At 70.8% G+C, this 24222-nt stretch carries 23 protein-coding genes; 12 read left to right on the top strand and 11 right to left on the bottom strand.

Annotated elements, in window-relative coordinates:
* Positions 1 to 34 precede the first annotated feature (34 nt).
* Together H489_RS29135 and H489_RS29140 are read right to left on the bottom strand one after the other, a co-directional pair.
* Entirely contained in the window at positions 35 to 1258 is a 1224-nt protein-coding gene (locus tag H489_RS29135) for an SPFH domain-containing protein (protein ID WP_017887316.1), read from the bottom strand.
* Entirely contained in the window at positions 1255 to 1728 is a 474-nt protein-coding gene (locus tag H489_RS29140; protein WP_017887317.1) for an NfeD family protein, read from the bottom strand. The genes H489_RS29135 and H489_RS29140 overlap by 4 nt, the downstream gene beginning before the upstream one ends.
* A gap of 154 nt (positions 1729 to 1882) precedes the next feature.
* On the opposite strand from H489_RS29140, the gene H489_RS29145 reads away from it, so the two are divergent.
* From H489_RS29145 to H489_RS38225, 5 genes are all read left to right on the top strand, one after another.
* A complete protein-coding gene (locus H489_RS29145) occupies positions 1883 to 2644 on the top strand; it encodes an SDR family oxidoreductase (protein WP_017887318.1) in 762 nt (253 codons plus the stop codon).
* A 10-nt stretch (positions 2645 to 2654) separates the two neighbouring features.
* Positions 2655 to 3107, top strand: a complete 453-nt coding sequence (locus H489_RS29150) for an NUDIX hydrolase (RefSeq protein ID WP_017887319.1) — start codon at positions 2655 to 2657, stop codon at positions 3105 to 3107.
* Between the two features lie 91 nt (positions 3108 to 3198).
* The gene (locus H489_RS29155; RefSeq protein WP_017887320.1) at positions 3199 to 5592 is read left to right on the top strand and encodes an ATP-binding cassette domain-containing protein; all 2394 of its coding nucleotides are present in this window, start codon (positions 3199 to 3201) and stop codon (positions 5590 to 5592) included.
* Positions 5593 to 5715: 123 nt separating this feature from the next.
* Positions 5716 to 6000 carry a DUF4190 domain-containing protein gene (locus tag H489_RS29160; RefSeq protein ID WP_017887321.1) on the top strand — a complete coding sequence of 95 codons (285 nt, stop codon included), beginning with the start codon at positions 5716 to 5718 and terminating at the stop codon, positions 5998 to 6000.
* Between the two features lie 108 nt (positions 6001 to 6108).
* Positions 6109 to 6264, top strand: coding sequence for a hypothetical protein (locus H489_RS38225; RefSeq protein WP_017887322.1), 156 nt, complete (start codon positions 6109 to 6111; stop codon positions 6262 to 6264).
* Positions 6265 to 6421: 157 nt separating this feature from the next.
* On the opposite strand, the gene H489_RS29165 is transcribed toward H489_RS38225, so the two are convergent.
* From H489_RS29165 to H489_RS29175, 3 genes are all read right to left on the bottom strand, one after another.
* Positions 6422 to 7006: a hypothetical protein gene (locus tag H489_RS29165; protein ID WP_017887323.1), complete on the bottom strand. Its 585-nt coding sequence runs from the start codon at positions 7004 to 7006 to the stop codon at positions 6422 to 6424.
* A gap of 56 nt (positions 7007 to 7062) precedes the next feature.
* Complete coding sequence (locus H489_RS29170; protein ID WP_017887324.1) at positions 7063 to 8094, bottom strand: alcohol dehydrogenase catalytic domain-containing protein; 1032 nt, start codon at positions 8092 to 8094, stop codon at positions 7063 to 7065.
* A 91-nt stretch (positions 8095 to 8185) separates the two neighbouring features.
* The gene (locus tag H489_RS29175; protein ID WP_031259814.1) at positions 8186 to 11650 is read right to left on the bottom strand and encodes an SdrD B-like domain-containing protein; all 3465 of its coding nucleotides are present in this window, start codon (positions 11648 to 11650) and stop codon (positions 8186 to 8188) included.
* 182 nt (positions 11651 to 11832) lie between these two features.
* On the opposite strand from H489_RS29175, the gene H489_RS29180 reads away from it, so the two are divergent.
* Positions 11833 to 12273, top strand: coding sequence for a GNAT family N-acetyltransferase (locus tag H489_RS29180; protein WP_017887325.1), 441 nt, complete (start codon positions 11833 to 11835; stop codon positions 12271 to 12273).
* Positions 12274 to 12286: 13 nt separating this feature from the next.
* Here the strand turns inward: H489_RS29180 and H489_RS29185 are convergent, their stop codons facing one another.
* Positions 12287 to 12967 (bottom strand): SDR family NAD(P)-dependent oxidoreductase, encoded by a 681-nt coding sequence (locus H489_RS29185; protein WP_017887326.1) that lies wholly within the window; start codon positions 12965 to 12967, stop codon positions 12287 to 12289.
* Positions 12968 to 13069: 102 nt separating this feature from the next.
* On the opposite strand from H489_RS29185, the gene H489_RS29190 reads away from it, so the two are divergent.
* Complete coding sequence (locus H489_RS29190) at positions 13070 to 13903, top strand: helix-turn-helix domain-containing protein (protein WP_031259816.1); 834 nt, start codon at positions 13070 to 13072, stop codon at positions 13901 to 13903.
* Here the strand turns inward: H489_RS29190 and H489_RS29195 are convergent.
* Positions 13890 to 15110, bottom strand: coding sequence for a beta-ketoacyl-[acyl-carrier-protein] synthase family protein (locus H489_RS29195; protein ID WP_017887328.1), 1221 nt, complete (start codon positions 15108 to 15110; stop codon positions 13890 to 13892). The two genes, H489_RS29190 and H489_RS29195, sit on opposite strands and share 14 nt — an antisense overlap.
* Before the next feature lie 54 nt (positions 15111 to 15164).
* Here H489_RS29195 and H489_RS29200 point away from each other — a divergent pair, with 54 nt between their 5' ends.
* Positions 15165 to 15743, top strand: a complete 579-nt coding sequence (locus H489_RS29200) for a TetR/AcrR family transcriptional regulator C-terminal domain-containing protein (RefSeq protein WP_017887329.1) — start codon at positions 15165 to 15167, stop codon at positions 15741 to 15743.
* Positions 15744 to 15785: 42 nt separating this feature from the next.
* On the opposite strand, the gene dhaM is transcribed toward H489_RS29200, so the two are convergent.
* From dhaM to dhaK, 3 genes are all read right to left on the bottom strand, one after another.
* Positions 15786 to 16520, bottom strand: coding sequence for a dihydroxyacetone kinase phosphoryl donor subunit DhaM (gene dhaM, locus H489_RS29205; protein WP_017887330.1), 735 nt, complete (start codon positions 16518 to 16520; stop codon positions 15786 to 15788).
* Positions 16517 to 17143, bottom strand: a complete 627-nt coding sequence (gene dhaL, locus H489_RS29210) for a dihydroxyacetone kinase subunit DhaL (RefSeq protein ID WP_017887331.1) — start codon at positions 17141 to 17143, stop codon at positions 16517 to 16519. Before dhaL ends, dhaM begins: the two co-directional genes overlap by 4 nt.
* Positions 17144 to 17248: 105 nt before the next feature.
* Positions 17249 to 18250 (bottom strand): dihydroxyacetone kinase subunit DhaK, encoded by a 1002-nt coding sequence (gene dhaK, locus H489_RS29215; RefSeq protein WP_017887332.1) that lies wholly within the window; start codon positions 18248 to 18250, stop codon positions 17249 to 17251.
* 315 nt (positions 18251 to 18565) lie between these two features.
* On the opposite strand from dhaK, the gene H489_RS29220 reads away from it, so the two are divergent.
* Positions 18566 to 19291 carry an MIP/aquaporin family protein gene (locus tag H489_RS29220; RefSeq protein WP_017887333.1) on the top strand — a complete coding sequence of 242 codons (726 nt, stop codon included), beginning with the start codon at positions 18566 to 18568 and terminating at the stop codon, positions 19289 to 19291.
* An 83-nt stretch (positions 19292 to 19374) separates the two neighbouring features.
* A complete protein-coding gene (gene glpK, locus H489_RS29225) occupies positions 19375 to 20886 on the top strand; it encodes a glycerol kinase GlpK (RefSeq protein ID WP_017887334.1) in 1512 nt (503 codons plus the stop codon).
* A 720-nt stretch (positions 20887 to 21606) separates the two neighbouring features.
* Here the strand turns inward: glpK and trpD are convergent.
* Positions 21607 to 22662 (bottom strand): anthranilate phosphoribosyltransferase, encoded by a 1056-nt coding sequence (trpD, locus tag H489_RS29230; protein WP_031259819.1) that lies wholly within the window; start codon positions 22660 to 22662, stop codon positions 21607 to 21609.
* A gap of 70 nt (positions 22663 to 22732) precedes the next feature.
* Between trpD and H489_RS29235 the strand changes: the two genes are divergently transcribed.
* Both H489_RS29235 and H489_RS29240 read left to right on the top strand, forming a co-directional pair.
* A complete protein-coding gene (locus tag H489_RS29235) occupies positions 22733 to 23371 on the top strand; it encodes a heme-copper oxidase subunit III (RefSeq protein ID WP_031259820.1) in 639 nt (212 codons plus the stop codon).
* Positions 23372 to 23392: 21 nt separating this feature from the next.
* On the top strand, positions 23393 to 24202 hold the full coding sequence (locus H489_RS29240) for a cytochrome c (RefSeq protein WP_042537210.1): 810 nt from the start codon (positions 23393 to 23395) through the stop codon (positions 24200 to 24202).
* Positions 24203 to 24222: the final 20 nt, after the last annotated feature.

Here is a 24222-nt window from a genome sequence, read left to right on the forward strand (position 1 = left end):
GGGGCGGGCGTCGTCGTTCGTTCGTGCCGACGTGTCAGCGCCGACCGGAGCCGTCGCTCGTCCGGTGACCGGAAGCGTCGTCGCCCGGCGTCGTCGGAGTGTCCTCGACCTGCTCGGCGGTCGCGTCATCGGCGGCCGCGATGTGGGCGTCGACGCTGCGGTTCGACTCGGCCAGACGCGCGTCGAGCTCGGACTCGGGGACGATGTCGGCGGCGGTGGCGTCCGCGCGCGGCATCGTCGTGTCGGCGGATCCGCCCGCGGCGGTGTTCGCCAGGCTCTCGTTCGCGAGCTTCGAGATACGGGACAGGAAGTCCGCGCCACCGGCAGCACCTGCAGCACCGGCGACCGGTCCGGCGCCGCCACCACCGCGGCTGGCGCTGAAGCCCTTGGCGATGCCGGACAGGGCCTCGGTGAACTCGCTCGGGATCATCCAGAGCTTGTTCGACGTGCCCTCCGCGATCTTCGGCAGGGTCTGCAGGTACTGGTAGGACAGCAGCTTCTCGTCGGGGTCACCGGTGTGGATCGCCTCGAACACGGTCGCGATGGCCTGGGCTTCACCTTCGGCACGCAGGACCTGCGCCTTGGCGTCACCCTCGGCCGCCAGGATCGCGGCCTGCCGCTGGCCCTCGGCCTCGAGGATCTGGGACTGCTTGGTGCCCTCGGCCTGCAGGATCGCGGCACGACGGCTGCGCTCGGCACGGAGCTGCTGTTCCATGGCGTCCTGGATGGACACGGGCGGCTCGATCGCCTTGAGCTCGACTCGGCCGACCCGGATGCCCCACTTGCCGGTCGCTTCGTCGAGGACGACGCGCAGCTGGCCGTTGATGTTGTCGCGGCTGGTCAGGGCCTCTTCGAGGTTCAGGCCACCGACCACGTTGCGGAGCGTCGTGGTGGTGAGCTGCTCGACGGCGCCGAGGTAGTTCGCGATCTCGTAGGTCGCCGCACGGGCGTCGGTCACCTGGAAGTAGACGACCGTGTCGATCGAGACCACCAGGTTGTCCTCGGTGATCACGGGCTGCGGCGGGAACGAGACGACCTGCTCGCGCATGTCGAGCAGCGGCCGCAGACGGTCGATGAACGGCACCAGGAGGTTCAACCCCGGGTTGAGGGTCTTGTGGTACTTGCCGAGACGTTCGACGACGCCCGCGGTGGCCTGGGGGACGATGCGGATCGCCTTCGCCAGGACGACGATCACGAAGATGACGACGACGAGGATGAGGACGAGCAGTGCGATCGTCCCCGGGGAGATGCTGGTCACGAGGTGGCCCTTTCTGCGAGGCGTACGACCGCGGTCGACCCCTCGATCGACTCGACGACCACAGGGGTCCCGAGTGGCGGTGTGCGGTCGACGGAGTCCGCGGCGAACCGCGCGCTCCAGGTCTCGCCGTTGGCCAGGCGGACCTGGCCAGGGCTGGAAGCGGTGAAGGCGACCGCGACCGTGCCGGCGAGCCCGATGAGGCCCTCGACGTTGGTGCGGTGCGGGTCGGCGCCACGGCCGAGGGCGACGAGCAGTCGCGGTCGGACGAGCGACAGCAGCACCAGGGCGGCCACCGCGGCGACGATGGCGGACAGCCACCACGGTGCGCCCAGGAGCGCGGCGACCAACCCGCCGGCGGCGCCCGCCGCGAGCATGATGAAGATGAAGTCGAGAGTGAAGATCTCGACCACGCCCAGGAGCAACACCAGGCCGATCCAGACGATGCTCTGGATCCAATCGATTCCGTTCACGCGATCTCCCTCCCTCGGTCGCGCGCGGCGGCTCGCTGCGTCGCGACAGCCGGTACAACTCCGTTCAACATATCAAGGACGTCCGACGACCGTGCAGGCGATTGGTAGGCTCGGTGCGCCCGACCGGCCGGAACCAGACCTGGAGAACACGACTGTGAGCAACCCCCTCGCCCCCGGATCCCTCACCGACAAGCGCGCCGTCGTCACCGGTTCGTCCCGTGGCATCGGCGCCGACACCGTCGGGTACCTGGCCGAGGCCGGCGCGAAGGTCGTCGTGAACTACCGCAACAAGGCCAGGCGGGCCGAGCAGATCGCCGAGAAGATCGTCGAGTCCGGTGGCTCCGCCCTGGCCGTCGGCGCCGACCTCACCGAGCACGACTCCGTGCAGGCCCTGGTCGACACGGTCGTGCAGGAGTGGGGCGGCATCGACCTGCTCGTGCTCAACGCTTCGGGCGGCATGGAGTCCGGTGTCGGCGAGGACTACGCGCTCCGTCTGAACCGCGACGCCCAGGTCGACATGCTGCAGACCGCCGTGCCGCACATGCCTGCCGGGTCGCGCGTGGTCTTCGTCACGAGCCACCAGGCACACTTCGTCGAGACCGCCGAGACGATGGACGAGTACGTCCCGGTCGCCAAGAGCAAGCGTGCCGGGGAACTCGCCCTCCGTGCGCTCATCCCGCAGCTCGAGGCCGCGGGCATCGAGTTCGTCGTCGTCTCCGGCGACATGATCGAGGGCACGATCACCGCGACGCTCCTGAACCGCCTGAACCCCGGCGCGATCGAGGGCCGTCGGCAAGAGGTCGGCAAGCTCTACAGCGTGTCCGAGTTCGCGGCCGAGATCGCCCTGGCCGCCGTCGAGCCGATCCCCGCCGACCACACCAAGCTGGTCGGCGACGTCAGCGGGTTCGTCGGCTAACGTCGGGCGGGTGACCGCCAAGCCCGGCCTGCGCCGCACCTCCCGCATCCTGCTGCTCGACCCCCGTGGTCGCGTGTTCCTGATGGACACGAAGTCGCCCTCGTCCGACGGCGCCCACCGCTGGATCACGCCGGGTGGTGGCGTCGACCCGGGGGAGTCCCACCGCGACGCCGCGATCCGCGAGCTGCGCGAGGAGACCGGGATCGTCATCGACGAACCCGGCGAACCGGTCTGGTCGTGGGACTTCACCGTCGAGTGGGACCTCGCTGACCACGACCGTGGGCACGCCGAGTTCTACGTCGTCCGCACGCCGGGCTTCGAGTTGTCCGACGCCGAGTGGACCGACGACGAACGCGTCGACATCCTCGCCTCGCGCTGGTGGACGGCAGAGGAGCTCGAAGCGACCGACGAGGCGTTCGAACCCGCAGAGCTGCCGGACCTGGTGCGCCGTCACGGCGCCTGAGCACCCCACCACGGCCTGACGGCCGACCCACCAGCGGACGGGAGGCCCGTGGCGGCCCCGCCACGGGCCTCCCGTCGGTACGCTGACCCGCATGGACACCGATCCGGTCGACGACGACCCCGCCGGTGCCGTCGTGCACCCTGCCGACCGGCACGACCGGATCCGCGTGCGCGGAGCGCGCGCCAACAACCTGCGCGACGTCGACGTGGACCTGCCGAAGCGCCGGCTCACGGTGTTCACCGGGGTCTCCGGCTCGGGCAAGAGCTCGCTCGTGTTCGGCACCGTCGCCGCCGAGTCGCAGCGGATGATCAACGAGACCTACAGCGCGTTCGTGCAGGGGTTCATGCCCTCGCTCGCGCGTCCCGACGTCGACCTGCTCGACGGCCTGACCACCGCGATCGTCGTCGACCAGGAGCGCATCGGCGCCGACCCGCGCTCCACCGTCGGCACCGCGACGGACGCGAACGCGATGCTGCGCGTGCTGTTCAGCCGACTCGGTCAGCCGCACGTCGGCGGACCGAACGCGTTCTCGTTCAACCTCGCCACCGTGACGGCCGGGGGAGCGATCACGGTGCAGAAGGGTGCGGACGCGAAGGCCCAGAAGGTCTCGTTCACGCGGCTCGGCGGCATGTGCGCGGACTGCGAGGGTCGGGGCCTGGTGAACGACATCGACCTGACGCAGCTGTTCGACGAGACGAAGTCGCTCGGGGACGGCGCGCTCACGATCCCCGGGTACGGGACCGACGGGTGGAACGTGCGGCTGTACGCCGAGTCGGGCTACTTCGACCGGGACACCCCGATCCGCGACTTCACCGAGCAGGAGCGGCAGGACTTCCTGTACCGCGAGCCGACGAAGCAGAAGATCGCCGGCATCAACATGACCTACGAGGGGCTCGTGCACCGGGTCCGCAGATCGTTCCTGCAGAAGGACCGCGAGGCGATGCAGCCGCACATCCGGGCCTTCGTCGACCGTGCGGTGACCTTCACGACGTGTCCGGCCTGCGACGGCACCCGGTTGAACGACACCGCCCGCTCGTCGAAGGTCGCGGGCCGCAGCATCGCCGACGTCTGCGCGATGCAGGTCACCGACACCGTCACCTGGCTGCGGGGTCTGGACGACCCGGGGGTCGGGCCGTTGCTCGAGGGGCTCCGTGACCTGCTCGAGTCCTTCGTCGAGATCGGACTCGGCTACCTGTCGCTCGACCGTCCGACCGGCACGTTGTCCGGGGGAGAAGGGCAGCGCGTGAAGATGGTGAAGCACCTCGGCTCCTCACTCAGCGACGTCACGTACGTCTTCGACGAGCCGAGCACGGGGCTGCACCCGCACGACATCGAGCGGATGAACGAGCTGCTCGTCCGGTTGCGCGACAAGGGCAACACCGTCCTGGTCGTCGAGCACAAGCCCGAGGTCATCGCGATCGCCGACCACGTCGTCGACCTCGGACCCGGTGCCGGTTCCGGCGGTGGGACGCTCTGCTACCAGGGGTCCGTCGACGGGCTGCGCGCCAGCGGGACCGTGACCGGTCAGCACCTGGACGACCGCGTCACCGTGAAGTCCGACGTCCGTCGTCCGGACGGAGCGATCGCGATCCGCGGCGCGTCGGCCCACAACCTGCACGACGTCGACGTGGACGTCCCCACCGGGGTGCTCACCGTCGTCACGGGGGTCGCCGGTTCCGGCAAGAGCACGCTCATCCACGGGTCGCTGGCCCGACGCGGCGACGTGGTCGCCATCGACCAGAGCGGTATCCGTGGGTCACGGCGGAGCAACCCCGCGACCTACACCGGCCTGCTCGAACCGATCCGCAAGGCGTTCGCGAAGGCCAACGGCGTCAAGCCCGCACTGTTCAGCGCCAACTCCGAGGGCGCCTGCCCGGCGTGCAACGGTGCCGGTGTCGTGTACACCGACCTCGGCATGATGGCGGGCGTCGCGAGCCCCTGCGTCGAGTGCGACGGCAAGCGGTTCGATCAGGCCGTGCTCGGCTACCACCTGGGCGGGAAGGACATCAGCGAGGTGCTCGGCATGTCCGTCGCCGACGCGTTGGCGTTCTTCGCGGCGGGGGCGTCCGCACTGCCAGCCGCCCACACGATCCTCGCCCGGCTCGCAGACGTGGGGCTCGGCTACCTGACGATCGGACAGCCGCTCACCACGTTGTCCGGGGGAGAGCGGCAGCGGCTCAAGCTCGCGACGCACCTCGGTGACCGGGGCGGTGTGGTGGTGCTCGACGAGCCGACCGCGGGCCTGCACCTGGCCGACGTCGAGCAGTTGCTCGGCCTGCTCGACCGGCTCGTCGACGCCGGCCGGACGGTCGTCGTGATCGAGCACCACCAGGCCGTGATGGCGCACGCTGACTGGATCATCGACCTCGGGCCGGGCGCCGGGCACGACGGCGGGCGCATCGTGTTCGAGGGGACGCCCGCTGCACTCGTGGCGGCCCGGTCGACGCTGACCGGGCAGCACCTGGCGGCGTACGTCGGAGCCTGAGCCGGGGGACAGGCTCGGACGGTGAATCTGGGCACCAGCCGTGTGCGAGGACTACTGTTCTGACCGACGCTCACGATCGGCTACCCGGCCTGGATCAGCGTCCTGACCAGAAGGAGCTCCACCATGTCCAACCCCGGCAACGCACCCGCGACCAACAGCGGCAACGGAATCGCCGTCGGTTCGCTCGTCCTCGGCATCGTCGGCGTCGTCTTCTCGTTCCTCTTCGTGTGGGTCGGACTCATCGCCAGCATCATCGGCCTGGTCCTGGGCTTCGTCGCCCGTCGTCGCAACGCCGGTACCCGAGGCATGGTGCTCGCCGGCATCATCCTGAGTGTCATCGGCCTCGTGCTCTCGATCATCTTCATCATCGTCGCTCTGACGATCGTCGTTCCCGCGATGAACAACTGAGGCTGATCGCCGCATGACAGCGGGCGCGTGGCTGAGTCGCCACGCGCCCGCTGTCGATCTCCGGCGCCGCTGGTACGTGTCCAGGAACCCGGGCGTACCGTCCGGCGCATGAGCTACAGCCAGCCTGACCCAGCCGAAGAGACCACCCAGAGCGAGTCGCCGGAGCAGCCCGACACCGACCAAGGGAACCTGGAGGAACAGGGCGGCGAGCCGGCAGCGCTCGAGATCGACGCCGACGACGTCCCGACGAAGCCCGCCGACTGACGCCGTCGTCATCCAGTGAGCAGAAGAGGTCGAGTCCGGAGAACGGACCCGACCTTTTCTGCTCACTCAGCGCCGATCGGGTGTCCATGCGCGCGCCGATAATGCATATTATGTCAACTCAGGTGGACCGGACTCCGGAACGCCCCGCCTCCACCGGTCACAGTTCCCGACAGACGGATGCGGCAAGGACCAGCATGTTGACCTTCGCATCCGGGTCGTCACCGGCGTAGCTGACGTACACGGTCGGCGAGGTCCGGCCTCCTGAGAACCGCACCTGGGTCCACGTGCTCCGGCCCCGGTCGTCGCCACGGCGGCTGATGTCGTACCGCGTCCAAACCCGCTCGGCGTTGTCGAGCACTGTCCGTGGCGTCACTGCAGACGTGCTCGACAGGTTCACTTCCCGGCGGATCCCAGCATCACCGGTGGTGAAGCCGAGGACGTCGGTGTTCGAGCAGACGGAGTCGCCGGTCAGTTCCCCGAACGGCGCAGGCCGGGACTCCCCCTCGTCGTAGTAGTCCTTCCACTGCGACAAGCCACCGTTCGCCTCCATGAACGCGTTCACGACAGCGACGGTCCGTTCGTCCTGCTGGGTGGCGACGGCATCGGACGCGATGTACGGCCGGTGGCCTTGGCAGGCGGCAACGATGAGCACGAACACCGTCATGAAGACCGTACCGATCACCAGGTTCTTCACGGTCCGTCGACGACGAGCGGCGCGTCCCTCGAGCGTGTCGTCTTCCATGACGCCCCTTCCCCCGCGGTTCAGCATGCCAGACAGGACGCGGGGCCGGCGCACCGTCAGAACGTCGCGACGGTCATCCCCGGAGAAGTGGCTGGCCGGTCCATCGCGACGAGCGCCTCGGGCAGGTCGTCGAAGCCGATGGTGCGGCCGATCGTCTCCTCCGGCCGGAGTCGCCCACTGACGACGGCGTCGAGCATCGCGCCGTACTCCCCGACCGCTGCACCGTGACTGCCGAGCAGTTCGAGCTCGTCGGCGATGACCCGTCCCATCGGGATCGCCGGCGCTGCTTCGTCGTCGAGCAGCAGCCCGACCTGCACGTGTCGGCCGCGCGGACGCAGGGATGCAACCGCCGCGACCGAGGTGGCACGGCTGCCGTAGGCGTCGATCGACAGGTGCGCTCCCCCGGCGGTGCGGGAGCGAACCGTGGTCACCGCACCGGCGTCCATCAGCACCGTGTCGGCACCCAGTGCTGCGGCCCGTTCGAGCGCCGCCGCGGAGACGTCCACAGCGAGCACGTGCGCACCGGCGGCCACGGCGACCATGATCGCCGACAGCCCGACTCCCCCGGAGCCGTAGACCACGACCCACTCCCCTGCGCTCACCCGCCCGCGGGCGTGCAGGGCGTGGAACGCGGTGCCGAAGCGGCAGCCCAGTGCCGCTGCCACCGTGAACTCCACGGCGTCGGGCAGGGCGACGAGGTTCAGATCGGCGTGCGGGACCACCAGCGACTCCGCGTAGGACCCCTGCAGGTCGAAGCCGGGCTGCTGCTGGGCGGTGCACACCTGGGTCGCGCCGTCGAGGCACTCGGCACAGGTGCCGCAGGCGAACACGAACGGTGCCGTGACCCGGTCGCCGACGGCGAAGCGCTGCACGTCGGTGCCGATCGTCGCGACGACGCCGGCGAACTCGTGGCCGGGCACGTGCGGCAGCCGGACTGAGTCGTCGTGGCCCTTCCACGCGTGCCAGTCACTTCGGCAGACACCGGTGGCAGCCACCCGCACGACGACACCGTGGTCCGGGGCGACGGGCTCCGGCAGGTCGACGATCGAGGGGACGGAACCGAACTGGGCGTACTGGACGGCGCGCATGCCGCCATCCTGACAGACGGCGTCGAACGACGACGGAGCCCCGACCCCGGAGGTCAGGACTCCGCCGCATCGCCGTGCTGCCGGTGACGGATCAGCGCTGTCGCCGCTGGTTCCGGTTCGTTCCGAGCATCGCGGCCCCGAGCGCCAGCAGCAGGAGTGCGACGCCGAGGACGAGCGGCGTCCCCGACGTGCCGGTGAAGGCGAGCCCCTGGACGCCCCCGCGCGCTCCGGGCGACGGCGCCACAGTCGGAACGGCCGTCGACCCGGACCCGCCCCCGGGCCCGGAGCCGGGGACCGTGCCGGCGCCGGGGACCGTGCCGGCGCCGGGAACCGTTCCGGGGTCTGGCCCGGGTTCAGGTTCGGGATCCGACGGCGAGTCACCGAGCAGCAGTCCGGCATCGACGGTGCGGTCGCGGGTGATCGATTCCTTCGCGCCTTCGTCGGAGCGTTCCCACGCGATCGAGACCGCGGGCGTCTCGCCGTCCTGGCCGGCGTCCGAGTCGATGGTGCCGTCGGTGCCGACGTGCTCCTTCGTGAACCGACGGCCGTCCGCAGCCGTGAAGGCCACGACGTAGTCCCCCGGGCGGAGTCCGTCGAAGGAGTACTGCCCATCGGGTCCGGACCTGGTCGCGCGTGCGACGTCGGTTCCGCGGTCGTCGACGCCGGACAGTCGGATCGGCACGCCGTCGATGCCCGGTTCGTCGGAACCCTGGAGGCCGTCGTCGTTGCTGTCCGTCCACACCCGGTCCCCGATGCTGCCGGCGACCACCCGCACGGTGGCGCGGTTCGACAGCGCGGCGAGTTCGAGGTTCGAGGCGCGGAGCCCGAAGCGGTTCGTGTAGGTGTCGCCGTCCCGCTCCCCGTGGGTCCGCAGCACGACGTGGTGTCGGACCGTCTGTCCCGGCGCGACACCGCGGGTCCGTTCGATCCGCACGGCGGTGACGTCGGCGAGTTCCGCGGATCCGCACGCGGGGTCGCCGAGGTCTGCCGCCGCGCACCAGAGCGTGCTGCCGCCCGGCTGGTTGGACGCTGCCGTGCCGTCGAGCGAGATCGTGGCCGGATCGCTGGTGGTGTAGCGCACGGTCTCACCGGCGCCGGGCGCGACGTCGACGCGGTCGGCCAGCGAGACGGCCCCGTGGAAGGCGGAGCCCTGGGGGTCGCTGCGGTGCGGCAGGACGTCGATGACGTCGAGCCCGCTGATGCTCCGGGCGTCGCGGTTCGTGTAGAGCAGGTCCCACTCGAGCTGGTCCCCCGTCGCGACGACCGGTTCGGTCGCCACCTTCTCCACGCCGACACCGACCGCGGCGACGACCTGCACCGCTCGTTGGGTGTCGCGGCGGAACGCTTCCGAGCGGTCCGTCGGCGAGGCGATGGTCGCGTAGTTCTGCACCGGTCCGGCAGGCGCGAGACTCGACACCTGCAGCTCGTAGGTGATCGGCGGGATCCTCGTGTTCGGCTGCAGGCCGTCGAGCGTCCACGTGAGGCGCTGGCGGAGGTTGCCGGCGTTGTCCGTGATCGTGTCGAGCTCGGCCGGCCTGGACGCACTCTCGGGGATGTAGTCGGTGTGCATCGGCAGCACGTCGCGGACCGTCACCGTGGTCGGCTGCCCACCGGAGTGGCCGTTGGTGAGTGTCGGGTAGAGGGCGTACTCGAGGGTGCTCCCGGAGCCGACGAAGCTCGTCTTGTCCGGTGTGTCCTCCGCGGTCGTGCCCGGGTCGACGATCTTCTTCCTGATGCGTGCCAGGTTCTCCGTGATCACGACGCTGTCGGCCATCGCTCCGGCACCGTTCTCCGGCCGGGCCGTGTCGTGGGTCCAGACGTCGGTGTGTTCGCCGAGCAGGGCGTGTCCGAAGTCGTACGCGCGGGTCCCCGAGGGTGCGTCGGCCACTGCGACGTACGTGTGCAGCACCGCTCTCGCCCCACCGTCGACGTCGCCGAGCGCGCGCACGGCGCCGACCGCGGCGCGACCGCCCGGAACCTCGTCCGGGCTGGCGAACCACGGTCCGTCGTCATCGCCGCACGTGTGGTCCCGCCCGGCCGCGGGGTTCGTCATGTCGTAGGCCGCGTACTCGATGCGCGGCCTGCTCAACCCGCTGGTCCACGCCGTCGCGCCCGGGGTGCCCCCGCGGGTGAGGCGCTGGGTCCCGCGATCGAAGGTGTCGCAGAGGATCGTGCCGGTCCAGCGGCTGTACCCGTCGTTGAGGACGGTGACGTCGCTCCGCAGGACCTGCCCCTGCGTCACCCATGGATCGCCCGCGCGGGCGGAACCCTCGACGGTGGTGCCGGCGCTGTCGATCACGCGCCAGAGTCGCTTGCCGGCGGTGCCGGACCCGACACCCACCAGGTTGCGCGACGTGCTGTTGTCGGCGAGGGGCTCCTCGCTGCCGGGGTAGTTCTGTGCGCCACTCGCCGACGTGGTCTGCAGAGCCGAGTACCGGTTGGTCGACAGGACCGAGCCCGGCGGGTAGGGCAGCCAGAGGCTCAGGTAGCCCGAGACGAAGTACGCCCTGGTGCCACCCGTGACCGGGCCGCCGCTGAGCGACTGGGTGGGGATGCGGCCCGGGTCGGTGACGGTGTCCGTGATCGTCACGTCGACGTCCGCGCCGGGCGAGGACTGCGCGCAGACGATGGTCCCCGAGTCGACCACGCTGCGCGGCCCGCCACCCCGTCCGCCCGGCAGGCCGTCGAAGCGCCAGGCGTTCGTTGCGTTCACGCCGCAGGCAGGCGCGGTCCCGTTCCACAGCACGGCGGTCGACGGCAGGTCGCCGAGGATCTCGGACACGTCGTCGGTGAAGGTCATCGGGCCGGTGCTCGCTTCGAACCCGAGCAGGCCCTGTCCGGCGACGACGGGCTCCCAGTTGACCGCGATCGGGTAGACGAGACGCAGGCCTCGCTCGCCGTCGGGACCGATGACGTCAGGGGTGAGCGAGGACCCGACGACGTCCTTGCTCAGGTTGTAGCGCGCGGCTGCCGAGACCGTCACGGTCGGCGCGACTGCCGTCACGACGCCGTTGTCCGCGTTGTCCGCCGTGGCTTCGACCGTGACCTCGATCTCGTCGCCGTGCCGCATGGTGCCGGAGACGTCGAGCACGACGGGGACCTCGACGAGGTTGCCCTCGGTCAGGTCACCGACCGAGCAGGTGAGTCGCTGCCCGTCGATGCGCGACGCTGGCCCGGTGCACGGCTTCGGCAGCCCCGCCCAGGTCGTGCCGGCCGGAGCGGTCACGACGAACCGTTGGTTGACGCTGTCGCCGTCGTTCACGCTCATCTCGACGCTGTACGTGATCGCGTCGAGTGTCCGCACGATGCCGTTCGTTCCGCTCGAGTCGCCCCCGGGCCGGTCGTCCGGGGTGAACGGGTCGTTGCCGTCCTTGGCGACCTTCGCAGCGAGACCGACCGTCCCTGCCGGACGGACGGTCGACGTCGCAGGGTCCGTCGTGGCCGTGCCCACCGCTCCCCCGGCCGGGGTCGCGCCCGCGGGGGCGGCGGCGGTGAGCGGGAGCGTCAGCGACAACGCCGTGGCGACGACAGCTCGGATCGGGATGCGTGTTCGCATGGGACTCCTCGTGCGGGCGGGTGCAGGGTGCACCCACTGCCCAGGAGTGTAGGAATCCATCTGGAATGCTGCAATGAATATTTCGTATTCGTTTTGGATCAGACTCGGGCGGCATCGAGGACCGGTCCACCGGATCCCGATCGGACGTCGCCCCGCGGCCGCGTCTCCGGTTGACTGGGACGATGACGGATCTGCGCTTCTCCACCGACCCCGCCGACCTCGACGTGGACCGCGTGCACCGCTGGTTGAGCGAGGAGTCGTACTGGGCGCGCGGGCGCGACCGGGCGACCCAGGACGCGATCATCGCCGGTTCCCGGAACTTCGGCGTCTACGACGCGGTGACCGGCGAGCAGCTCGGCTACGCGCGGGTGGTCACCGACGGTGTCACGTTCGGCTGGCTCTCGGACGTCTTCGTCGCCCCAGGGGCCCGGGGTCGGGGCGTCGGGGTCGCCCTGGTGCGCGGGGTGACCGAGGCGGTCGAGGCCCTCGGACTGAAGCGCTTCGCCCTGTTCACCGCGGACGCCCACGGCCTGTACGAGCGGTTCGGGTTCCGGCCGCTGCCCGATCCGGAGGGGTGGATGATGCGGCCCGGCCCGGGCTTCGGCGACGACGTGCACGACTGACGGAGCGCCGCCCTCAGTACTCGATGCGTCCCTCGCGGTTGTGGAACTCCCCCGTCGGCCCCTCGGTGCCGATCGTCGCGAGCGCGACCGTGGCGTCGGTGCCCTCGGTGATCGTCTGGTGCCCGCCGAACCCGTTGAACGCCGTCGCGGTGTAGCCCGGGTCGCTCGCGTTCACCCGGAACCCGGGCAGGTTCTTCGCGTACTGCACGGTCAACGCGATCACGGCCGCCTTCGACGCCGCGTACGGCACGGCCGGCACCCCGTACTCGTCGTGCCCGGGCGTGGTGAGCCAGCGTGGGAAGCCGACCCCCGACGCGACGTTCACGATGACGGGTGCTGCCGAGCGTCGCAGCAGGGGCAGCGCGGCCTGGGTCACCCGGACGATGCCGGTGACGTTGGTGTCGAGGACGGTCGCCATCGCGTCCGCGTCGAGGTCGTCGACCCCGAACGAGTCGCCGAGGATCCCGGCGTTGTTCACCAGCACGTCCAAGGACGGGATCGTGGCGATCGCCTCGTCGATGCTGGCCTGGTCGGTCACGTCCAGCTGCACGACGTGGGCGCCGAGCGCCCGGGCGTCGTCGCCGCTGGCCGGGTCGCGCATGCCGGCGTGGACGGTGTGGCCGGCTTCGATCAGTCGGCGTGCGGTCTCGAGTCCGAGGCTGCGGTTGGCCCCGGTGATCAGTGTCGTCGTCATGTGCCCAGCCTGCCCCAGCCGGCCCGGCTGCCCCAGGCACGGTGCGACGGTGGGACCGGCAGTACCAGGACGGACTGGAGGCGCGGGGCGATGATGGTGGACATGAGCGAGTTCGCGAACGTGTTGCGTTCCTGGCGTGACCGGGTGCGTCCCGAGGCGGTCGGCCTGCCGGCCGGCCCCGGCAGACGGACCCCGGGCCTCCGCCGCGAGGAACTCGCCGCCCTGGCGGGCGTGAGCGTGGACTACGTCGTCCGCCTCGAGCAAGGCCGGGCGACGAACCCGTCGCCGCAGCTGCTCGCGTCGCTCGCGACGGCGCTCCGGCTGTCGTCCGAGGAGCGGGACCACCTGTGCCGGGTGGCCGGCGTCGCCCCGCCGTCCCGTCAGGTGGTGCCGCGGCACGTCACGCCCGGCGTGCAGCGTCTGGTGGACCGACTCGGCGACGTGCCGCTCGCGGTGTTCACGGCGACGCACGACATCGCGCTCTGGAACGACCTGTGGGCCGCGGTGAACGGCGATCCGACGCGGTACGTCGGCCTCGACCGCAACCTGGTCTGGCGGCACTTCACCAAGGCGCGCGACGGGGTGGACTGGGACGAGGAGCACCAGGAGGAGTTCTCGAGTGACCTCGCCGCCGATCTGCGGCAGGCGTACGGGCGCTACCCCGGCGACCGTGACCTGGCAGCACTCGTCGACCGGCTGCTGCGGGAGTCGCCGGAGTTCGCCCGCCGGTGGGAGACCGGCCGGATCGCCGAGCACCGTGCGAGCCGCAAGGTCGTGCACACGCCGGTCGGTCCGGTGGAGATCGACTGCGACGTGCTGACCGTGCCGGGTGGCGACCTGCGCATCGTCGTCTACACGGTCGTACCGGGCTCCGAGTCGGCCGCGAAGCTCGACCTGCTCCGGGTCACCGGCCTGCAGGAGCTCACGCCGCGGTGAACACCAGCGACGCGTTCTGACCGCCGAACCCGAACGAGTTGTTCAACGCCGCACCGAGCGGAGCCGTCCGCGCGGTGCCGGAGACGACGTCGAGGTCCACCGCGGGGTCGAGCTGGTCGAGGTTCAGGGTCGGCGGCACGGTCCCGGTCTCGAGTGCCCGCAGGGTCAGGATCGCCTCGACCGCCCCGGCCGCGCCGAACATGTGCCCGATCGCGCTCTTCGGTGCGGTGACCAGCGCTCCGGTGCCCACCGCACGGCTGATCGCGGTCGCCTCGCCGACGTCGCCGACCGGGGTGCCGGTCGCGTGCGCGTTCACGTGGTCGATGTCGCCCCCGGTGAGTCCCGCCATCCGGATCGCGGACCGCATGGCCCGTTCCTGCTCGCTGCCGTCGGTGCGCGGCGCGGTGATGTGGTGCGCGTCCGAGGTGATCCCCCACCCGGCGAGCGTGCCGTGCGACCGCTGCCCGCGTGCGGCGGCGTGGTCGGCACGCTCGAGCACGACGATGCCGGCGCCCTCGCCGAGGACGAAGCCGCGGCGGTCGGCGTCGAACGGCCTGGACAGGGTCGTCGGGTCGTCGCCGTCGGGCTTCGCGAGCGCCTGCGACTGCGCGAACGACGCCATGGTCACCGGGCTCACCGCGGCCTCGGTGCCGCCCGTGATGACGACGTCGGCCTCACCGGTCACGATGAGTCGCGCGGCGGTCGCGATGGCCTCGGCACCGGAGGCGCACGCCGACACCGTCGTGTATGCACCGCCCCGCGCCCCGTACGCGATGCTGATCTGCGCCGCGGCGCCGTTCGCCATGAGCATCGGCACCGTGCGCGGGGAGACCCGTCGGGCACCGGATGCTCCGAGCACGTCGTGCGCGTCGAGGAGCGTCTCCACGCCCCCGATCCCGGTGCCGATCACCACGGCGAGGCGGTCGCCCTCGACCGCGGGGGCACCCGCGTCCGTCCATGCTTCCTCCGCGGCGACGAGCGCGAGCTGCTGACTGCGGTCGAGGCGGTTCGCGCGGACCCGGCCCAGTGCCCCGTCGGCGTCGAGTGCCGCCTCGGCACCGACCCGGATCGGCACCTGTCCCCAGAGCGCTCCGTCGCGGTGCAGGGAGCGGACGCCGGAGCGACCGGCCACCAGGGCGTCCCAGAGCGGTGCGACGCCGTGGCCGAAGGGTGAGACCGTGCCGTAGCCGGTGATGACGATGTCCACGGGAACTCCTCTTGTACGTTGAACAAGTTGAGTTGTACCACGTACAATTCGGACATGGCAACCACGGTGGACGGCTCCGGCACGGCACGCGGCGCGGCGACGCGGGCGAGGATCCTCGCGGCGACGGCCGGACTGCTCAGCGCGGGCGTACGCACCGTCACCGTCAGCGAGGTCGCTCGGGCCGCGGGCGTGTACCCGAACCAGATCACGCACCACTACGGCTCGAAGGACCGCCTGGTGCTCGACGCCGCGTTCGCGCTGTTCCTCCGCGACACGACTCGGCTGCAGGTGGCCGGTCGTCGCGCTCGGTCGTCGGAGTCGTTCCGCCAGGTCCTCGCCCGCACCGCCCTCGCGATGCCGTCGACACCCCTCGTGGTCCGCGCGCTGGCGGCTGCGGGTGACGACACCGCCCAGCGGGAGCGCGTCCGACTGCTGCTCGCGGTGCTGTTCCGGCAGTCCGAACGCTACCTGGAGCGCGTCGTCGCCGACCAGGGATGGACGAGCCCCGGCGGCGTCGCCCGTGACGCCCGCACGTTCTGGAGCGCCGTGTTCGGTGCCACCCTGCTCGCCGACGCCGGGGTCACCGGCGGTCCCTCGGACCTCGACCTGGCGGGCACGGTCTCGATCCGGTGACCGGGGCGCGCACCGCCGCCGGGGACTCCCCCGGCGGCGGTGTCACTCGCCGAAGCCGGACCGGACCAGTTCGACCAGGGCGTCGACCGCGGCCTGCGCGTCCTGACCGGTCGCGTCGATCGACACCGTCGCGCCCTTCGGCAGCGCCAGGGCCATGATCGCGAGCAGGCTCTTCGCGTCCACACCGTTGACGTGCACGCTCGCGTCGTACTTCGCCGCCGTCTTGACGAACTCCGCGGCGGGCCGGGCGTGCAGCCCGGTCTCGTTCACCAGCTCGACCGACGCGCTGACGCGGTCTGCGCCGGCTGCGTCGCCGACGGGACCTGCCCCGTCGGCCGGCCCCGTGCCTCCAGGCTGGTCACCGGACGGACGGGAGGCGGTGCTCGCGTCCGCCTCGGAACCCGCGGCTGACGCCGCAGCGGCCAGGACCGCGTCGGCGTCCCCGCCCGTCTGGGCGGCGACCGCCGCGGCGACCGTGCCCTCGACCAGCGGGGCCGGCGACACGTGCACCCGTGCGCGGACGTCGTCGTCGAGGAAGTCGAGCGCGGTGTCGGTCGTCAGGTAGGCGGAGCCGAGGTCGCACAGCACCACGACGCCGTCGGCCCCGGCGAGTTCCTCGATGCCGGCGGTGATCGCCTCGAACGAGGTGCCGATGCCGCCGTCGTCGGTGCCGCCCGCGGCGACGAGTGGCACGTCCGCGGCCATCTGCCGGGCGAGCTCGACGGTGCCCGTCGCGATCGCAGCGCTGTGCGAGACGACGAGGATGCCGACGGTCACGCGGCGTCCACAGCTGCGCGCAGGATGTACGCGGTCGACTGCGCACCGGGGTCTCGGTACCCGATCGCGCGGTCGCCGAGGTAGCTCGCGCGGCCCTTGTGCGCCACGAGCGGCTCGGTGTCGGCGGCCCCCTGCGCTGCGGCGTCGGCTGCGGCGGCGAGCACGGCCTCCGGGTCGGCGCCGGCGCCGGCAGCCGCTGCGGCGGCGTCGACCGCGGGGCTCCACGCGTCGACCATCGTCTTGTCGCCGACGGCGGCCTTGCCGCGGGACACCACACCGTCACGCGCGGCGGTCAGGACCGCGACCAGCGTGTCCGCGTCGAGCTCGGACGCGTCCCCTGCAGCCTGCGCGGCCTTCAGGTAGGCGGTGCCGAACAGCGGACCGGCCGCGCCGCCCACCGTCGAGATGAGCTTCGTCGCGACGGCCTTGAGGACGGCGCCCGGGGTGTCGAAGGAGCCGGCGTCGACGGATTCGAGCACGGCGCGGAAGCCTCGGTCGAGGTTCTCGCCGTGGTCACCGTCCCCGATCTCGCGGTCGAGCGTGACCAGCTCGGCACGGTGTTCGTCGATCGTCGCGGCGGTGCGACGGACCCAGTCGATGGCCCATGCGGTGTCGAGCGCCAATGCGGTTCCCTTCGTGTGTCCGGCCCGGTGGGGTCCGGTGTCGTGGTCCGGTGGTCGAGCGTCCGTTGCGGTTGCGGTTGCGGTTGCGGTCGCAGGCGCGGTCGCTCAGCGTCCCCAGCGCAGGGCCGGGGTCTCCACCGGGGCGTCCCAGAGGGCCGTGAGTTCGTCGTCGAGCACCGTGACGGTGAGCGAGAACCCCTGCATCTCGAGGGACGTGACGTAGTCGCCGACCAAACTACGCGTGACCCGGTAGCCGCGGTCGGAGAGCACCTCGGCGGCGCGTCGGTAGGCGATGTACAGCTCGGAGAGCGGTGTGCCGCCCATGCCGTTGACCAGCAGCAGCAGTGCCGATCCGGCCGGGGCGTCCAGGTCCGTCAGGATCGGTTCGAGCACGCGGTCGACCAGCTGGTCCGCCGGCGCCATCGCGATCCGCTCGCGGCCCGGCTCGCCGTGGATGCCGATGCCGAGCTCGACCTCGTCGTCAGCGAGTACGAAGGACGGCTCCCCCGCGTGCGGGACGGTGCCCGAGGCGAGCGCGAGCCCCATCGAGCGCGTGACGTCGTTGACGTGCCGGGCCACGGCGGCGACCGCGTCCAGATCGTCCCCGCGTTCCGCGGCGGCACCGGCGCACTTCTCCACCACGACGGTCCCGGCGACACCGCGACGACCGGCGGTGAACAGGGAGTCCTGCACGGCGACGTCGTCGTCCACCACAACGGACTCGACCCGGACGTCGTCCATCGCGGCCAGCTCTGCGGCGGTCTCGAAGTTCAGCACGTCGCCGGTGTAGTTCTTCACAATGTGCAGCACGCCGGCACCGCCGTCGACGGCCTTCGTCGCGGCGACGATCGGGTCGGGGGTCGGGCTCGTGAACACCGGACCGGGGACGGCGGCGTCGAGCATGCCGTACCCGACGAAGCCGGCGTGCAGTGGCTCGTGCCCGCTGCCACCACCGCTGACGATGCCGACCTTGCCGGCCACGGGGGCGTCGGCGCGGTGCAGGTGGATCGGGTCCTCGACCAGCACGACGTGTCCGGCGTGTGCCCGGGCGAACCCCCGGACGGTCTCCGCGACCACGGCCTGCGGGTCGTTGATGAGCTTCTTCATGCGGTGCCTCCACGGGTACGGGGTCGAGCCGTGGCGGTCACACCGCGCGTCGTCGACCGGAGTACGCCCAATCTACATCGGCGGCACGGCCAGCCGTCCGGCGGGGATGCACGTTCGTGCAGCACACCGAGGACGCGTCACCGGCTCCGGATCGTGCTGGGGACACTCGCCCTGCACGTTCGTGCACGATCCCGCTCTCCGCTCACGAATTCACCACCCGGCCGTGAGCGTCGTCACTATGGTTGGCCTCAATCACTCAACGGGGAGTGCGGCGCACCACGGCCGGACCCCCACCTCACGCACTGGAGGTCACCGATGGACGACATCGGCGTCAAGTTCCTGTCCGAGCTCGTCGGTACGGCGATGCTCATCATCCTGGGTGGCGGCGTCGTCGCCGCCGTCTCGCTGGCGAAGTCCAAGGGCTTCGGAGCCGGCTTCCTCATGGTCACGATCGGCTGGGGCTTCGCGGTCTTCGCCGGTGCCACCGTGGCCTACAAGTCCGGTGGCCAGCTCAACCCGGCCGTCAGCCTCGCGCAGGCGATCCTCGGCAAGATCACCGTCGGCGAGATGTTCCTCTTCTGGATCGCCCAGGTGATCGGTGCGGTCATCGGTGCGGTCATCGTCTGGCTCGCGTACAAGCAGCACTTCGACGAGGAGCCCGACGCGGCCGCCAAGCTCGGTGTCTTCTCGACCGGCCCCGCGATCCGCTCGTACGGCTGGAACCTCGTCACCGAGATCATCGGCACCTTCGTCCTGGTCTTCGTCGTCCTCGCCTTCACCAACGGCGGGACCCCCACGGACCTCGGCGCCATCCCCGTCGCCTTCCTCGTGATCGCGATCGGTGTCAGCCTCGGTGGTCCCACCGGCTACGCCATCAACCCGGCCCGTGACCTCGGCCCGCGCATCGCGCACGCCTTCCTGCCCATCAAGGGCAAGGGCTCGAGCGACTGGGCCTACGCCTGGGTGCCGGTCGTCGGACCCCTGATCGGTGGCGCCCTCGCTGCCGGCCTGTCCGTCGCCCTGCTGCCCGTCGTCAGCTGACCCACCCCCACCCCGAAGGCGTGGGCGGCCGTTCCGCACGACCGACCACGCAACCGCACCGAACACACCCGTAAGGAGCACCAATGGCCGACTACATCGTCGCCATCGACCAGGGCACGACCTCGACCCGAGCAATCGTGTTCGACCACTCCGGTTCGATCATCTCGACCGGGCAGAAGGAACACGAGCAGATCTTCCCGCGCGCCGGGTGGGTCGAGCACGACCCCGCCGAGATCTGGGACAACACCCGCGAGGTGATCGGTCAGGCACTGTCGCGTGCCGACATCACGCGCCACGACGTCGCAGCCGTCGGCATCACCAACCAGCGCGAGACCGCCGTCGTCTGGGACAAGACCACCGGCAAGCCGATCTACAACGCGATCGTCTGGCAGGACACCCGCACGCAGGCCCTCGTCGACAAGCTCGCCGACGGCGACACGGACAAGTACAAGGCCATCGTCGGCCTGCCGCTCGCGACCTACTTCGCCGGCACCAAGATCATGTGGATCCTCGAGAACGTCGAGGGTGCGCGTGAGAAAGCCGAGGCGGGCGACCTGCTCTTCGGCACCACCGACACCTGGGTCCTCTGGAACCTGACCGGTGGCGTCGACGGCGGCGTGCACAAGACCGACGTCACGAACGCGTCCCGCACGCTGTTCATGGACCTCGAGACGCTCCAGTGGCGCGACGACATCCTCGCCGACTTCGGTGTGCCGAAGTCGATGCTCCCCGAGATCGTCAGCTCCTCCGAGGTCTACGGCCACGTCGAGTCCTCGAGCCTGCTGCGCGAGGTCCCGATCGCCGGCATCCTCGGCGACCAGCAGGCCGCGACCTTCGGCCAGGCCGCGTTCGACCAGGGCGAGTCGAAGAACACCTACGGCACCGGCAACTTCCTGATCTTCAACACCGGTACCGAGATCGTCCGCTCCGAGAACGGCCTGCTCACCACCGTCGGCTACAAGCTCGGCGACCAGGAGACGCACTACGCCCTCGAGGGCTCGATCGCCGTCACGGGCTCGCTCATCCAGTGGCTCCGCGACAACCTCGGCCTGATCGGCAGCGCCCCGGAGGTCGAGGCCCTGGCCAAGACCGTCGAGGACAACGGCGGCGTGTACTTCGTGCCCGCGTTCTCCGGGCTCTTCGCGCCGTACTGGCGTCCCGATGCCCGCGGCGCGATCGTCGGCCTGACCCGCTTCGTCAACAAGGGCCACATCGCGCGTGCCGCCCTCGAGGCGACGGCGCTGCAGACCCGCGAGGTGCTCGACGCGGTCAACGCCGACTCCGGTGTGGACCTGACCGAGCTCAAGGTCGACGGCGGCATGACCGCGAACAGCGAGCTCATGCAGTTCCAGGCCGACATGCTCAACGTGCCGGTCGTCCGCCCGGTCGTCGCGGAGACGACGGCGCTCGGTGCGGCCTACGCCGCCGGTCTCGCGGTCGGCTTCTGGGCCAACCTCGACGAGCTCCGTGCCAACTGGCAGGAGGACAAGCGCTGGGAGCCGCAGCTCGACGCCGCCGAGCGCGAGCGGACGCTCCGCCTGTGGAAGAAGGCCGTCACGAAGACCTTCGACTGGGTCGACGAGGACGTGCAGTAACACCGCACGCGCGCGCTGATCGCGTGCGCTGATCGCACCGACGGGAGGCCCGGTGCCGGTTCCAGGAACCGGCACCGGGCCTCCAGTGCGTTGCGTCTCCTGCGGGTCGGTCGCGGTCGGCCCGTCGGCCCGTCGGCGCGTCGTCGGGTCGTTGGGGGCTGCCGGCACGGCACGGTGCGGGTTTGTTCACCGGGTGCAGCGGTAACCGTTTGGTGCGCGCTCGTGGCGCAGCACCGAGCCGTCAGGCTCGCACCGGCTGGCGCACCGCGCACGGTGCGGCTCTCGCGGAAGCGGCACGGGATCGCGGACCGCGCACGGTGCGGACTGGAGGCGCGGGGCGGGCACACCGCGGCCCTCCGGTCCGGCGTGGGGTTGCCGGTACGGCACAGTGCGGGTTTCTTCACCGGGTGCAGCGGTGACCGCCGGGTGCGCGCTCGTGGCGCCGCACCGAGCCGTCAGGCTCGCACCGGAGGACGCACCGCGCACGGTGCGGCTCTCGCGGAAGCGGCACGGGATCGCGGACCGCGCACGGTGCGGACTGGAGGCGCGGGGCGGGCACACCACGGCCCTCCGGTCCGGCGTGGGGTTGCCGGTACGGCACGGTGCGGGTTTGTCCACCGGGTGCAGCGGTGACCGCCGGGTGCGCGCTCGTGGCGCCGCACCGAGCCGTCAGGCTCGCACCGGAGGATGCACCGCGCACGGTGCGCGGGGCGGCGTGGACTACGCGGCGGGAGCTGCGCCGACCCAATCAGCCAGTTTGCGCGCACCGGCGCCGGAGTCGATCGCCTCGGCGGCGACGACGAGCTGCTCGCGGAAGCGCTGCAGGATCGGGCGGTCGGCCTCGTTCGGGTCCTGTGCCAGTCGGAACGAGACGAGCCCGGCCGCGGCGTTCAGCAGGACGATGTCGCGGACGGGTCCGGTCTCCCCCGCCAGCAGTCGGTGGACGACGGCGGCGTTGTGCTCGGGGTCGCCACCGAGCAGGTCCTCCGTCCGGGCGCGGGCGATGCCGAGGTCCCGTGGGTCGAGGTCGTGTTCGGTCACACGGCCGCCGGTGACCTCCCAGATGTGGCTGTGCCCGGTGGTGGTCAGCTCGTCGAGTCCGTCGTCGCCTCGGAACACGAGTGCGGTCGCCCCGCGCGTCTGGAACACGCCCGTGATGATCGGCACGAGTTCGAGCTGGGCGACGCCGACGGCGTTGGCCTCGCACCGTGCGGGGTTGACGAGCGGACCGAGGAAGTTGAACACCGTCGGGACGCCGATCTCCCGCCGGACGGGGCCTGCGTGGGCGAAACCGGGGTGGAACGCGTTGGCGAAGGCGAAGGTCAGCCCGACACGCCGGAACGTGTCCGCGACACGCGCGGCGTCCATCGTGAGATCGAGTCCGAGGGCGGCGAGCACGTCGCTCGACCCGGACTTCGACGAGCTGGCCTTGTTGCCGTGCTTGACGACGGGGACCCCGGCAGCGGCGATCACGATCGCCGCCATCGTCGAGACGTTCACGGTGCCGACCACGTCGCCGCCCGTACCGACGATGTCGAGCGCCATCGGGTCGACGTCGAGCGGAACCGCGGCGTCGAGGATCGCGTCACGGAAACCGACGACCTCGTCGACGGTCTCGCCCTTCGCGCGGAGCGTCACGGCGAAGGCCGCGATCTGGGCCTGGGTGGCACGCCCGTGGACGATCTCCTCCATGGCCCATGTGGATTGCCTGATCGTCAGGTCCTCGCGCGCCATGAGCGCGCTGATCACCGCTGGCCAAGAAAGTGCGTCAGGCATGGATCGATCGTAGTGAATTCGAGAGACCCGCCAGTCTCCTGCGAAAACACTGTCGGGGGTTTCGGCCATAATGGAGGACGTGACTAGCACCTCTCTCTCCAGATCAGCCAGCGGTCCGGCCCTCAACAGGCCGAACGCCGTGGCCGTGGGGACGATCGTGTGGCTGGGCAGCGAGGTCATGTTCTTCGCCGGCCTGTTCGCGATCTACTTCACGCTCCGCAGCACGTCCCCTGAGCTCTGGGCGACCGAGACCACGAAGCTCGAGGTGCCCTTCGCCTCCGTGAACACGATCATCCTGGTGCTGTCCAGCTTCGCCTGCCAGTTCGCCGTGTTCGCCGCGGAGCGCTTCCAGGTGCACCGGACGAGCTGGAACCCGCGCCACTGGGGCATGACGGAGTGGTTCTTCGTCACCTACGCGATGGGTGCGATCTTCGTCTGCGGCCAGATCTTCGAGTACGCCAACCTGTGGCACGAGGGCGTCACGCTCTCCTCCAGCGCGTACGGCTCGGCGTTCTACATGACCACCGGGTTCCACGGCCTCCACGTGACCGGTGGCCTCATCGCCTTCCTGCTGACGCTCGGCCGCGGCTTCGCCGCCAAGAACTTCGGCCACAAGGAAGCGACCACCGCCATCGTCGTGTCGTACTACTGGCACTTCGTCGACGTCGTGTGGATCTTCCTCTTCGCCGTCATCTACCTTCTCAAGTAGGAACTGGACACCCCCCAGCACATGTTCAACAGAACCAAGTCCAAGAAGGGCCGCCGTTCACCGATGGCGACCGTGTCGCTCATCGTCGTTGGTCTCATGACCACCGGTGGCGCGTACGCACTGTTCAGCTCCACGGCGAACGCCGACGACAGCACGAGCACCCTCGCCACCTCGAGCCAGTCGCAGGTGAACGAGGGCGAGAAGCTCTTCGCGTCGAACTGCGCCACCTGCCACGGTCTCTCCGCGCAGGGCACGAGCGAGGGTCCGTCCCTCATCGGTGTCGGCGCCGCGTCGGTCGACTTCCAGGTCGGCACCGGCCGCATGCCGATGGCCGCACAGGGTCCGCAGGCAGAAGAGAAGCCCGCGCAGTTCACGGACGAGCAGGTCGACGCGCTCGCGCAGTACGTCGCTTCCCTCGGCCCCGGCCCGTCGGTCCCGTCCACCGAACTCACCAACGGTGAGGACGGCGACGCCGCCGAAGGTGCCGAGCTGTTCCGCATCAACTGCGCCATGTGCCACAACGTGGCCGGCGCCGGCGGTGCCCTGACCGAGGGCAAGTACGCCCCGAACCTCGAGACGGTCTCCGGCAAGCACATCTACGAGGCCATGCTCACCGGCCCGCAGAACATGCCGGTCTTCAACGACCTGAACCTGACGCCGGAGCAGAAGGCCGACATCATCACGTACCTCAAGTACGTGCAGGACAACAAGTCCCCCGGTGGCTTCGCACTCGGCTCCCTGGGGCCGGTCGCCGAGGGTCTGTTCATCTGGATCTTCGGACTCGGGGCGGTCGTCGCGATGACCGTCTGGCTGACCGCGAAGTCCAACTGATCGTCCGTGTCGAACGACAC

Source organism: Curtobacterium flaccumfaciens UCD-AKU (assembly GCF_000349565.1).
Classification (GTDB): domain Bacteria; phylum Actinomycetota; class Actinomycetes; order Actinomycetales; family Microbacteriaceae; genus Curtobacterium; species Curtobacterium poinsettiae.